Source organism: Thiobacillus sp. (genome assembly GCF_024708915.1).
Map to the genome: position 1 here is coordinate 31,121 of NZ_JANJXQ010000084.1, position 11,207 is coordinate 42,327.

13 protein-coding genes and 1 tRNA gene are annotated in these 11,207 nt (G+C 62.2%); 5 read left to right on the forward strand and 9 right to left on the reverse strand.

The window, feature by feature from the left end:
• Nucleotides 1-264 (forward strand): hypothetical protein, encoded by a 264-nt coding sequence (locus Q0L94_RS06700; protein WP_296751560.1) that lies wholly within the window; start codon nt 1-3, stop codon nt 262-264.
• Here Q0L94_RS06700 and Q0L94_RS06705 read toward each other — a convergent pair.
• The 6 genes from Q0L94_RS06705 to rpsU form a co-directional block, all read right to left on the reverse strand.
• Nucleotides 245-940 carry a hypothetical protein gene (locus Q0L94_RS06705; RefSeq protein WP_296751563.1) on the reverse strand — a complete coding sequence of 232 codons (696 nt, stop codon included), beginning with the start codon at nt 938-940 and terminating at the stop codon, nt 245-247. The two genes, Q0L94_RS06700 and Q0L94_RS06705, sit on opposite strands and share 20 nt — an antisense overlap.
• A 502-nt stretch (nt 941-1,442) precedes the next feature.
• Nucleotides 1,443-1,521, reverse strand: a tRNA-Ile gene (locus tag Q0L94_RS06710).
• Between the two features lie 173 nt (nt 1,522-1,694).
• Nucleotides 1,695-3,653 carry an RNA polymerase sigma factor RpoD gene (gene rpoD / locus Q0L94_RS06715; protein ID WP_296751566.1) on the reverse strand — a complete coding sequence of 653 codons (1,959 nt, stop codon included), beginning with the start codon at nt 3,651-3,653 and terminating at the stop codon, nt 1,695-1,697.
• 72 nt (nt 3,654-3,725) lie between these two features.
• Nucleotides 3,726-5,423, reverse strand: coding sequence for a DNA primase (gene dnaG / locus Q0L94_RS06720; protein ID WP_296751569.1), 1,698 nt, complete (start codon nt 5,421-5,423; stop codon nt 3,726-3,728).
• 40 nt (nt 5,424-5,463) lie between these two features.
• Nucleotides 5,464-5,910, reverse strand: coding sequence for a GatB/YqeY domain-containing protein (locus Q0L94_RS06725; protein ID WP_296751572.1), 447 nt, complete (start codon nt 5,908-5,910; stop codon nt 5,464-5,466).
• A 30-nt stretch (nt 5,911-5,940) separates the two neighbouring features.
• Nucleotides 5,941-6,153 carry a 30S ribosomal protein S21 gene (rpsU, locus tag Q0L94_RS06730; RefSeq protein ID WP_018078141.1) on the reverse strand — a complete coding sequence of 71 codons (213 nt, stop codon included), beginning with the start codon at nt 6,151-6,153 and terminating at the stop codon, nt 5,941-5,943.
• Between the two features lie 97 nt (nt 6,154-6,250).
• Between rpsU and tsaD the strand changes: the two genes are divergently transcribed.
• The gene (tsaD, locus tag Q0L94_RS06735; protein WP_296751576.1) at nt 6,251-7,258 is read left to right on the forward strand and encodes a tRNA (adenosine(37)-N6)-threonylcarbamoyltransferase complex transferase subunit TsaD; all 1,008 of its coding nucleotides are present in this window, start codon (nt 6,251-6,253) and stop codon (nt 7,256-7,258) included.
• A gap of 1 nt (nt 7,259) precedes the next feature.
• On the opposite strand, the gene Q0L94_RS06740 is transcribed toward tsaD, so the two are convergent.
• Both Q0L94_RS06740 and plsY read right to left on the reverse strand, forming a co-directional pair.
• Nucleotides 7,260-8,060, reverse strand: coding sequence for a hypothetical protein (locus Q0L94_RS06740; RefSeq protein WP_296751578.1), 801 nt, complete (start codon nt 8,058-8,060; stop codon nt 7,260-7,262).
• Between the two features lie 16 nt (nt 8,061-8,076).
• A complete protein-coding gene (gene plsY / locus Q0L94_RS06745) occupies nt 8,077-8,679 on the reverse strand; it encodes a glycerol-3-phosphate 1-O-acyltransferase PlsY (RefSeq protein WP_296751581.1) in 603 nt (200 codons plus the stop codon).
• Nucleotides 8,680-8,730: 51 nt separating this feature from the next.
• Between plsY and Q0L94_RS06750 the strand changes: the two genes are divergently transcribed.
• Genes Q0L94_RS06750 through Q0L94_RS06760 form a run of 3 tightly spaced genes read left to right on the forward strand, consistent with a single transcriptional unit; the run spans nt 8,731 to nt 10,783 of the window.
• Nucleotides 8,731-9,093, forward strand: coding sequence for a dihydroneopterin aldolase (locus Q0L94_RS06750; RefSeq protein ID WP_296751584.1), 363 nt, complete (start codon nt 8,731-8,733; stop codon nt 9,091-9,093).
• On the forward strand, nt 9,090-9,821 hold the full coding sequence (locus Q0L94_RS06755; protein WP_296751586.1) for a sulfite exporter TauE/SafE family protein: 732 nt from the start codon (nt 9,090-9,092) through the stop codon (nt 9,819-9,821). The genes Q0L94_RS06750 and Q0L94_RS06755 overlap by 4 nt, the downstream gene beginning before the upstream one ends.
• The gene (locus Q0L94_RS06760; RefSeq protein WP_296751588.1) at nt 9,818-10,783 is read left to right on the forward strand and encodes a succinylglutamate desuccinylase/aspartoacylase family protein; all 966 of its coding nucleotides are present in this window, start codon (nt 9,818-9,820) and stop codon (nt 10,781-10,783) included. Before Q0L94_RS06755 ends, Q0L94_RS06760 begins: the two co-directional genes overlap by 4 nt.
• A gap of 3 nt (nt 10,784-10,786) precedes the next feature.
• Here Q0L94_RS06760 and Q0L94_RS06765 read toward each other — a convergent pair.
• Nucleotides 10,787-11,207: tyrosine-type recombinase/integrase (locus Q0L94_RS06765; protein ID WP_296751589.1), on the reverse strand; the 421-nt coding region annotated here is incomplete at its 5' end.

Here is an 11,207-nt window from a genome sequence, read left to right on the forward strand (position 1 = left end):
ATGTTCAGTCACTTGTACGCCCAAGCGCTGCAAGCGTTTCACCGTGCCCGCCCCGCGCCGTATAACTGCATGCGTAAGCCAATCAAGAAAAAAGCCAGCGGCCAGGCTGGCTTTGAAGAGGAAACAACTGCAATGGACAAACACACTGTAGGACAGCCGTCCCCGGCCATACAAGATGAAATGCCGGGTGATTACATTTCCCCGGAATGGTTCGATTTCAAGATCATCTTCCTCAATCGTCACTTCATTCCGTTGGCTTGGTAGCTTCTAGCTCCGCGTCGTGCTCGCTAATCCACTTTTCCAGCTTGTCGAACAGTGGCGGCCATACTTCGTTGTACTCAGCCTCGAAGGTCATCATGCAGAGCCGCATTGAATCCAGATGCTTGTCTGCGTACATCTCACGCCACTTGTTTTGAAAGACTGTGGTGTAGTTATCAAAATCGACTGACGAATAACCGAAGCAAGTTCCCTCGAAGTTCGGATGCGCAGCTTCGCAGAGGTCGCCGTATAGGGCTTGGATGCCAACGTAGCGTTTGTCGCAATGCTTCAGGATGGTGGCGATATTGCGCGATTCGTGCTTCGTGGTCTTGTTTCTCGATCCAAGCAGAAGGACGGACGTTTCACTTGTGAAATCATGGAATATGCGCGTCCCTTGTAGAACCTCGTCCGTAATCCAGTTCAGGTATATCAACGTCGCAAGTGTCTCGAATCCACTGCGCAGCAGGATACGAGCGCCCAGCCCGTGGCCTTGCTGGTGCAGTGCATACGACTGGCTCAACAAGTCGTGCAGTCGCCAAAACACAGTTTCCCGCAGGATCAAACTACGAAATGGAGCCTTCCACTTGTGCGCGGTCGGATTTCTTGAGTAAAGCCCGCCAAGCTCGATCTTCTCGGGTAGTGAGTTCTTCCAGTTTGATAGCGCCTGCTCAACAACATCCATAGCGATTCCTCCCGTGCGTCATTTTTGCGCATAGCTGCGCGGCAAGCCAGCCGTAGCAGGCCGCACAGCGCCGCGCACAGGTCGCGTCACCACACTGCCGCCCTAAGGGTAACGGCCATTCTCGGTGGGCCGGGTTACCGTTGGTTCTTCGGCAAGATCAGCGCATTGAAGCAGGTAACCCTGGACGTGGATTCCACGGCCATCACCCGCAACGGCGAGCAGGAAGCGTCCTGCACCGGGCGGACTGTGCGCCGCCGTGCGGGAGTGGCTGGACGAAAACGGGAACTGCATGCCCAAGGACTTGAAGCCAGTCGCGGAGGCGAAAGGGTGGAACCTCAACAATGCACAGATCGAGCTGTACCAGTGACGGAATTTCAGCGGTATTGCCGGCCGACAAGCAAAAGCGCCCAAGTAAGCGGATTTTCGAGTCATGTAAGCAGGGTTGAAGCCCTGCAAGCTGGATAAAAAAAGCCCCAAATCTGCATGGCTTGGGGCTTATTATTGGTGGGCCCCCCGAGAGTCGAACTCGGCACCAACGGATTATGAGTCCGCTGCTCTAACCAAGCATGAGCTAGAGGCCCTTAAAACTGGCTGCTTACATTACACTAGCGCTTACTCGGCTTTGCATGGTTCCGTGTAAGCGCTTGTTTTTGCTGAACAAAACTCACTTTGAACTGCCTATTATGAGTCCCCTGCTCTAACCAGCTGAGCTACAGACCCGAAAACGTAAAGCCCCGCGTGGGCGGGGCGGGGCTTACTGTTCGCCGCTGCCGACGAAGCTTTTCAGCTTTTCGGAACGGGTCGGATGGCGCAGCTTGCGCAATGCCTTGGCCTCGATCTGGCGGATCCGCTCGCGTGTCACGTCGAATTGCTTGCCGACTTCTTCCAGCGTGTGGTCGGTATTCATTTCGATGCCGAAACGCATGCGCAATACCTTGGCCTCGCGCGAGGTCAGGCTGTCCAGCACTTCGCGGGTGGCGTCGCGCAGGTTGGCGTAGATCGCGGAGTCGTCGGGCGACAGCGTGCTGGCGTCCTCGATGAAGTCGCCCAGATGGGAGTCCTCGTCGTCGCCGATCGGCGTTTCCATGGAAATCGGTTCCTTGGCGATTTTCATGATCTTGCGGATCTTGTCTTCCGGCATTTCCATCTTGACCGCCAGTGTCGCCGGGTCGGGCTCGATGCCGGTTTCCTGCAGGATCTGGCGGCTGATGCGGTTCATCTTGTTGATGGTCTCGATCATGTGCACCGGGATGCGGATGGTGCGCGCCTGGTCAGCGATCGAGCGGGTGATCGCCTGGCGGATCCACCAGGTGGCGTAGGTCGAGAACTTGTAGCCGCGTCGGTATTCGAACTTGTCGACCGCCTTCATCAGGCCGATGTTGCCTTCCTGGATCAGATCGAGGAACTGCAGGCCGCGGTTGGTGTATTTCTTGGCGATCGAGATCACCAGGCGCAGGTTGGCCTCGATCATCTCGCGTTTGGCGCGGCGCGCCTTGGCCTCGCCGGTCGACATCTGCTTGTTGATGTCCTTCAGGTTCTTGATCGGCAGACCGACGCGATCCTGCATCGCGATGAGGGCTTCCTGGTGCGCCTTGACCTCGTACTGCACTTTGGCGAGCGTCGAGCAGTAAGCCTTCTTGGCGGCGATTTCCTTGTCCAGCCAGGCCAGGTTGGTTTCGTTGCCGGGGAAGGCCTTGATGAAGTGCGGGCGCGGCATGCCCGAGCGGGTGACGCAGAACTCCATGATCTTGCGTTCGTGCGAGCGTACCTCTTCCACCGCATTGCGGATCTGTTCGCACAAGCCGTCGACCTGGCGCACCGAAAAGCGGATCGCCATCAGCAGTTCGGTCACTTCGGTCTGGGCCTTCATGTGCTGCGGGCTGCCGAGGCCGAATTTGGCATGGGCGGCCTGCGCTTTCTTGTAGGCTTTGCGGATGAAGTCGAACTGTGCAAGCGCCTCGGCTTTCAACTGCGCCAGGTTGGCGGCGGCGACCGCTGCGCTGGCGTCTTCGTCGTCCTCGTCGGTGTCGGCGTCTTCGCTTTCCACCGCTTCCTCGGTTGCTGCGGCTTCGGTTTCTGCTTCGACAAAACCGTCGATCAGTTCGTCGATGCGCATCTCGTCCTTTTCGACCTGCGCCGCCATGTCCAGAATCTGCTGGATGGTGAGGGGGCACGACGAAATCGCCTGCACCATGTGGCGCAGACCCTCCTCGATGCGCTTGGCGATCTCGATTTCGCCCTCGCGGGTAAGCAGGTCGACCGAACCCATTTCACGCATGTACATGCGCACCGGGTCGGTGGTGCGGCCGAATTCGGAATCGACCGTAGTCAGCGCCTGCTCGGCCTCGGCCACCACGTCTTCGTCGGCGACGGCGGGAGCGGCTTCCTGCATCAGCAGGGTTTCGGCATCCGGCGCCTCATCGTAGACCTGGATGCCCATATCGTTGATCATGCTGATCACGCCTTCGATCTGGTCGGCGTCCAGCACTTCGTCGGGCAGGTGGTCGTTGATTTCGGCGTAGGTCAGGAAACCCCGTTCCTTGCCCAGGATAATCAGGTTCTTCAGCTGGGTGCGACGCGCCTCGGCTTCTACCGGCGTCAGCTCTTTCAAGGGGAGCAGTGCTTCGGTTTTTTTGGCGCCACCGCCTGGTTTTCTTCCACGTACAGCCACAGGCTTGTCTCCGCTCAGGTTCTGCCCACGCAAAATGCGCATGCAGAAAAAAATCGTTTAAAAAACCGGCAATTATACCGTAAGCCGGGGCCTTGTCTTGACGTTTCTGACAAGCTAGTATCGTGCCAGTTCGGTCAACTCCAGCCGTTCGGCGGCGCTTAAACTGCTCAATGGCCGCGCGGCAAGCTCCTGCCAGCGGCGGCGCTGCCAGTCGTCGCGCAGTTGTTTGACTGCGCCGTCGAACTCCGCGTTCCAGTCCCAGCTATCATCTTTGTCGAGCAAATCCGTCATCAGTTCATCGACGAGAGCTTGCAGCGCGCTGCCTTTGGCGGTTTCGCAGAGCGTCTGCGGTTTGAGTGGGCCAACCTCGTGGAGCCAGGCCATCAGTTCGCTCATGCGGCTGCTTAGCGGGTCGTTCGCATCCAGCCAGCAGGGGTCGACTTCGGCCGCACGCTGCGGGTTCATCAGCAGCGTACGGGCCAGGCTGCGCACGCGCGATGGTGCCGGACGGCGTTGCGGGCGCGGGGAGATGCGCCGGGGAACGCCGGGCCTGATCCCCATGAGGCCGAGATCGTCTGCCTGCAAATGCGTCAGATCGGCGATTTGTCGACGAATCAGGCTGGACAGCAGCGGTGCGGCGATCTTTTCCAGCAGCGGCTTGGCATCCTTGATCAGTGCGGCGCGGCCTTCCTGGGTGTCGAGCTTGCGGTCACGCGAAAGTTCGCGCACCAGAAAAGCCGAGAGCGGCAAGGTGTCGGTGTCCAGCAATTGCAAAAAGGCGGCCTGGCCGCGGGTGCGGATATAACTATCGGGGTCTTCGCCTTCGGGCAGGAACAGAAAACTGACTTCCTTGCCGTCCTGCAGCGCTTCCAGCGAATTTTCCAGTGCGCGCCAGGCGGCCTTGCGCCCGGCCTTGTCACCATCGAAGGCATAAATCAGACGATCGGTGTGACGCAGCAGGGTGCGCACATGAATCGGCGTGGTGGCGGTACCCAGCGCGGCCACGGCAAACTCCACGCCGTGCTGGGCCAGCGCGACTACGTCCATGTAGCCTTCGACCACGATGGCGCGGCCGGCAGCCTTGATCGCGGCGCGCGCTTCGAACAGACCGTAAAGCTCGGAGCCTTTATGGAACAGCGGGGTTTCCGGCGAATTGAGGTATTTCGGCTCCCCCTGGCCGAGTACCCGGCCGCCGAAGCCGACTATCTGGCCCTTGACGTTCTTGATGGGGAACATGATGCGGTCGCGGAAGCGGTCGTAGCGCCGATTGTCGCCATCGATGACCAGGCCGGATGCGGCGAGGGCATCCGCCGTGTAATCGGCGAAAACCTGTTTCAGCGGGGACCATCCATCCGGCGCGTAACCGATGCCGTAGCGGGCGGCGATGGCGCCGGTCAGTCCGCGTTGTTTCAAATAGTCGATGGCATGCGGCGTCTGCTTCAACTGTTTTTTATAGAACTGCGCGGCCTGCTCCAGTGCGTCCCACAGTGCCGGCGGCGGCTTGGGCCGGTCGGGTTCGCCGGATTCGGGCACCGGCAGGCCCACGTCCTGGGCCAGCGCCCCGACTGCGTCGGGAAAACTCATGTGCTCGTATTCCATCAGGAAACCGAGCGCGCTGCCGTGTGCGCCGCAGCCGAAGCAGTGGTAGAACTGCTTGGTCGGGCTGACCGTGAAGGAGGGGGTTTTTTCGCTGTGAAAGGGGCAGCAGGCCTGGTAGTTCTGCCCAGCTTTCTTCAGCGGCACGCGCCGATCGATGACGTCGACGATGTCGACGCGGGCAAGCAGGGTGTCGATGAAATCGCGCGGGATCATGGTTGCAGCATGATAAACCCGGGCCGGCGCCGGGTGGCGCTCAGCCCGCGAGGCGGGCCTTGATCAGCGCGGAAACCTGCCCCATGTCGGCACGGCCGGCGAGGCGAGGCTTCAGCAGGCCCATGACCTTGCCCATATCCCTGGCGCTGGCTGCGCCGGATTCGGCTATGGCCGCCGCGACTTCGGCCTCGACCTCGGCGGCCGAGAGCTGCTCGGGCAGGTAGTCTTGCAGGACAACGAGTTCGGCCTGTTCCGCCGCCACCAGGTCGTCCCGGCCGGCAGCCTGAAACTGGCCGATCGAATCCTTGCGCTGCTTGATGAGTTTTTCTACGACGCTGCCGACCTGCGCATCGTCCAGTTCGATGCGTTCGTCGACTTCTTTCTGCTTGATCGCAGCGAGCAGCAGGCGAATCGTACCGAGGCGCGCCGCTTCCCGGGCGCGCATGGCTGCTTTCATGTCGTCAGTAATGCGTGCCTTGAGCGACATGGCAGGACGCGGTTCTGCGTGAATGCAGAATCAGTACATCTTGGGGGGAAGTTGCTGGCCGCGCAGGCGCTTGCTCTGGCGCTTGACGGCAGCGGCGAGCTTGCGCTTGCGCTCGGCGGTGGGCTTCTCGTAGAACTCGCGGGCGCGCAGTTCGGTCAGCAGGCCGACTTTCTCGATGGAACGCTTGAAGCGGCGCAGGGCGACATCAAACGGCTCGTTTTCTTTGACTTTGACGTGGGGCATCTGAAGTTGGCTTCCAGAGAAGCTTCCTGTGAACGGGAAAAACGAGAATAATAACAAGCCCACGAGCTTTTTTCCAGTCCCCCGCCTTACTCCCCCCATGCTGGTGCTTGGCGTCGAATCCTCCTGCGATGAAACCGGTGTCGCGCTGTACGACAGCGCGCACGGCCTGCTGGCGCATGCGCTGTATTCGCAGATCGCGATGCACAACGAATACGGCGGGGTGGTGCCTGAGCTGGCGTCGCGCGACCATATCCGGCGCGTGTTGCCGCTGACCCGCCAGGTGCTGGCTGAGGGCGGCCGCACGCTGGCCGACCTCGATGGCATTGCCTACACTCAGGGGCCCGGACTGGCGGGCGCCTTGCTGGTGGGCGCGGGGATGGCGCGCGCGCTGGCCTTCGCGCTGGATATTCCCGCGGTCGGCGTGCACCATCTGGAAGGCCACATGCTGTCGCCGCTGATTTCCGATACACCGCCGGAATTCCCCTTCGTCGCCTTGCTGGTGTCGGGTGGCCACACGCAGCTGATGCTGGTGTCCGGCGTCGGGCGCTACACCCTGCTGGGCGAAACGCTGGACGATGCGGCAGGCGAGGCCTTCGACAAGACCGCGCAACTGCTTGGCCTGGGCTATCCGGGCGGGCCGGCGCTGTCGCGACTGGCGGCAAGCGGCGATGCCGGCCGTTTCAGCCTGCCGCGGCCGATGCTCAATTCGGGCGATTTCGATTTCAGCTTTTCCGGCCTGAAGACGGCGGTGCTGACGCTGGTGCGCAGGCAGGGTCTGGAACAGGCGGCGGACATCGCGGCCGCATTCCAGGCCGCGGCGGTGGAGGTGCTGGTCAGCAAGAGCCTGGCAGCCTGCGCGCACAGTGGCGCGACGCGGCTGGTGGTGGCGGGAGGTGTGGGCGCCAACGCCCATTTGCGCGAGCGGCTCACCCGCGAAGCGGCCGCGCGCGGCATCGCCGTGTTCTACCCGCGACTGGAGTTCTGCACCGACAACGGCGCAATGATCGCCTTCGCCGGCGCGCAGCGGCTGGCGCATGCGAGCAGCAGCGATCTGACGTTTGCGGTCAAGCCGCGCTGGGAACTGGCTATGCTCGACGCGGTGTGAGCTATTGCCGGAACATGGGGTAGGCCTCACGCAAGGCCTTCAGCCATTGTTCGCTTCCGGTGAGCCGCACGATCTGTTCGGGGAACAATAAAAAACCCACCAGCATCGCCATCAGACACACCAGAACCACCGTGCCGAAAATGCTTTCCGGCCGCAATACGCCCCAGTAGCGACTGACCAGGAACAGCGTGTCTTTCCTGTGTTCCGCCATCGACACCCAGCGGCGCAGCAACTTGAGCGCGAGGTAGGCCGCATAGCCCCCGACCAGCGAGGCAAATACGATGCGGAACAGGGCGAACACGTCGAGCCCGCCGCCGAGATACTGGTGGTACAGCCAAGACACGAAGCCCAGCGACAGCGAGGCCAGAATCGCGATGGCGACGTTGATGAACAGGCGCCGTCGTTCGCGCGCGAGGTCGCGCTGCCGCTCGATAAAGAAGCCGTCGACTTCCTGCTTGAAATATTCGACCTTTTCCTGCACCAGCGCGGAGATTTCCGTTTTGGCGCGGACGATACGCTCGTCCATCAGCGTGCCGAGCTTGGCGCCGGCGTAATCGACCAGTTCGCGCACGTCGTCCTTGGTGAACTGTCGTTGTTCGTGTAGTTCGTCGGAAATTTTGTCGAGCTTGGCGTCGATTTCCTGGCTGGCCTGCCAGATGACGTCCTTCAACTCGGTGCCGGCCTGCGATACGCCGGCTTTCATCACATCCGCCAGGCGCTCGCCGGCGTGGTCGATCGCCTCGCGCGACACTTCGGCGAGGCTCTCTTTTGCGTGATCGATGGTTTTATCGAACAGGGCCATGTTGGTTGAGCCGGGTCTATTTGCCGGCGCCGATGCGGGCTTCCTGGCCGGTCGCCAGCTTGACGAGGTTACTCTTGTGACGATAAACCAGCAGCAGCGCGATCACCAGCACGGTCATGGCCACGTCGCCCCAGCCCATCAGCAGCCCCGCGTAGACCGGAGCGAGCACAGCGGTGGTCAGCGCGGCGAGCGAGGAAATGCGGAACACCCCTGCCATGAACAGCCAGGTGGCGAGGCATGCCAGCCCGAGCCAGGGATTGAGCCCGACGAGTACGCCGAGCGCGGTAGCCACGCCCTTGCCACCCCGGAAACGGAAAAACACCGGGAACAGATGGCCGATGAACACCGCCAGCGCGCACAGCAGGGCAATGTCCTCGCCAAGACCGAACTGCGGCGCCAGCATGCGCGCCAGCACCACCGCCACCCAGCCTTTCAGCGCGTCGCCAAGCAGTGTCAGCACTGCAGCGGTTTTGCGTCCGGTGCGCAGTACGTTGGTGGCGCCGGGGTTACCCGATCCGAAGCTGCGGGGGTCGGGCAGCCCCATGGCGCGGCTGACGATCACCGCAAATGACAGGGAACCCAATAGATAGGCGGCGGCAATAAACAACAGCGTGGTCATAAACAAGTCAGTAAAATGGCGCGTTTGGGTTGAGCCCACGGGGGCTGCGCGATGGATATTTTATTTTTGCGGGACTTCCGTCTCGAATTGATTATCGGCATATACGAGTGGGAACGCAAAGTGCCGCAGCCGGTGCGGCTCGATCTGGAGATCGGTCTGCCCGACAGCAAGGCCGGCGGTACCGACAACGTCGCCGACACCATCGATTATGGCGCGGTGGCCAAGCGGGTGAAGGAATCCCTGCACAATGCGTCGCAACCCATCACCCTGGTCGAATCGATCGCCGAGCACGTCGCCGCCATCGTGCGCGATGAATTTGGCGCGCCGTGGGTGAAGGTGTCGGTGACCAAACTTGCCGTCGTGCCGGGAATCAAGGAACTCGGCATCATCATCGAGCGCGGTACGCGTCTGTGAGCTTGGAGCACATGGCCGCGATGGCGGCCATCCTGCTGATGGCGTATCTTGTCCGGGGCATCACCGGCTTTGGCTCGGGGCTGATTTCAGTGCCCTTGCTGGCCTTGTTTCTGCCGCTGCAGTTCGTCGTGCCGCTGATCCTGCTGCTGGACTTCACTGCGTCGATTCTGCTCGGCGGCCTGCATTTCAAGCGTGTGCAGTGGAATGAAATCGGCATCCTGATTCCGTTCGGCATCGTCGGCGTGGTGCTGGGCACCACCCTGCTGGTCAAGCTGCCGACGGAACCCGTGCTGCTGGCTCTGGCCGCGTTCATCCTGGTGTTCGCGGTGCGCGGCATGCTCAATCTCCACGGCGACAAACCCGCTTCGCGCGGATGGGCCGTTCCGGCCTCGCTCACCGGCGGCACCGTGGGCGCACTGTTCGGTACCGGCGGGCCGCCGTATGTGATATACCTGACCCACCGTATTCGCGATAAAAGCGATTTGCGCGCGACTTTTTCGGCGCTGTTCTTTACCGAAGGACTGACGCGCATAGCCAGCTTTCTGGTTACCGGACTATTGATGACGGCCAAGGTGTGGACCGCGTATCTGGCCGCGCTGCCGCTGGTGCTGGGCGCGTTGTATCTGGGCGGACGCGTGCATGTGGGCCAGGCGCAGATGGCGCGGCTGGTCGGCGTGCTGTTGCTGGCGTCGAGCGTATCGCTGCTATTCAAGGCCCTGCATGCATGAGTGAAACTGAATCGCTGCATTTTCAATCCATTTCGTTCGCCGGCCTGGTGCCAGGTGTGCGTCTGATCGTGCTGGGCGCGGTGCATGGCAACGAAACCTGCGGCACGCAGGCGATCCGCCGGGTGATCGCGGAGATCGAGTCCGGCCGGCTGGGTATTGCCAATGGCAGCGTGACGTTCGTGCCGGTCACCAATCCGCTGGCCTATGCCCGCCATCGGCGCATGGGCGACCGCAACCTCAACCGCAATCTTGCCCCCACCGCTACGCCGCTTGAGTTCGAAGACCGCATCGCCAACTGGCTGTGCCCCCTGCTGGCGCAGCACGACGCGCTGCTCGACCTGCATTCGTTCCACACGGCGGGCGAGCCTTTCGTCATGTTGGGGCCGCAAGACAACAACGGCACGCTGGAGCCGTTTGCACGCGCGGCCGAGGAAACGGCACTGGCGTTGCGTCTGGGCGTACATCGCTTCGTCGATGGCTGGCTCGACACCTACGCGGCAGGCGTCGCGCGCCGCCTGGCGGCGGGGGTGTCGGCACGCGAAGCCGACGTGCATTACGGCGTCGGCACCACCGAATACATGCGGGCCCAGGGCGGCATCGCGCTCACGCTCGAGTGCGGCCAGCACGACGATCCCGCAGCGCCCGCAGTGGCCTATCGCGCGCTGTACAACACGCTGGCGCATCTGGGCCTGACCACGGCGGACGCGGCAGAGGATCCTCCGCCGGTGACGGCCACTGAAGCGTTGCGCCTGTATCGGGTCATCGACCGCACTCATTCTGACGACACATTCACCCGCGGCTGGTCGAGTTTCGACCGCGTGCGTGCCGGCGAAACGATCGGCACGCGCCACGACGGCACGCCGGTGACGGCGGACCGCGATGGCTACATCGTGTTTCCCAACCCGGGTGCGCTGCCGGGGCAGGAGTGGTTTTATCTGGCGAGCCCGAGCACGCGGATGTGAGGGTCAGCCGCGCGGGTGATGCTGTGCGTGCAGCTGTTTCAGGCGCTCGCGCGCCACATGGGTATAAATCTGCGTGGTGGAAATATCGCTGTGCCCGAGCAGCATCTGCACTACCCGCAGGTCGGCGCCGTGGTTCAGCAGATGGGTGGCGAATGCGTGGCGCAGCGTGTGCGGCGACAGCGGGCGTGTGATTCCGGCAAGGCGGGCGCGGCGCTTGATGAGGTACCAGAACGCCTGCCGCGTCATGCCGCTGCCGCGCGCGGTGACGAACATCGCATCGCTCAGCTGTTTCCCCTGCAATAGCGGGCGGGCGTCAGACAGATAGCGCCGCAGCCACAGCACGGCTTCTTCGCCCAGCGGCACCAGCCGGTCCTTGTTTCCCTTGCCGGTCACGCGTAGCACGCCGTCGCCGAGATTGACCGCG

What these genes read in the sequence shown, in the direction of transcription:
- Q0L94_RS06700 (WP_296751560.1), top strand. Translation starts at nt 1, where the DNA reads ATGTTCAGTCACTTGTACGCCCAAGCGCTGCAAGCGTTTCACCGTGCC.
- Q0L94_RS06705 (WP_296751563.1), bottom strand. Translation starts at nt 940, where the DNA reads ATGGATGTTGTTGAGCAGGCGCTATCAAACTGGAAGAACTCACTACCC.
- rpoD (WP_296751566.1), bottom strand. Translation starts at nt 3,653, where the DNA reads ATGCGCATTTTGCGTGGGCAGAACCTGAGCGGAGACAAGCCTGTGGCT.
- dnaG (WP_296751569.1), bottom strand. Translation starts at nt 5,423, where the DNA reads ATGATCCCGCGCGATTTCATCGACACCCTGCTTGCCCGCGTCGACATC.
- Q0L94_RS06725 (WP_296751572.1), bottom strand. Translation starts at nt 5,910, where the DNA reads ATGTCGCTCAAGGCACGCATTACTGACGACATGAAAGCAGCCATGCGC.
- rpsU (WP_018078141.1), bottom strand. Translation starts at nt 6,153, where the DNA reads ATGCCCCACGTCAAAGTCAAAGAAAACGAGCCGTTTGATGTCGCCCTG.
- tsaD (WP_296751576.1), top strand. Translation starts at nt 6,251, where the DNA reads ATGCTGGTGCTTGGCGTCGAATCCTCCTGCGATGAAACCGGTGTCGCG.
- Q0L94_RS06740 (WP_296751578.1), bottom strand. Translation starts at nt 8,060, where the DNA reads ATGGCCCTGTTCGATAAAACCATCGATCACGCAAAAGAGAGCCTCGCC.
- plsY (WP_296751581.1), bottom strand. Translation starts at nt 8,679, where the DNA reads ATGACCACGCTGTTGTTTATTGCCGCCGCCTATCTATTGGGTTCCCTG.
- Q0L94_RS06750 (WP_296751584.1), top strand. Translation starts at nt 8,731, where the DNA reads ATGGATATTTTATTTTTGCGGGACTTCCGTCTCGAATTGATTATCGGC.
- Q0L94_RS06760 (WP_296751588.1), top strand. Translation starts at nt 9,818, where the DNA reads ATGAGTGAAACTGAATCGCTGCATTTTCAATCCATTTCGTTCGCCGGC.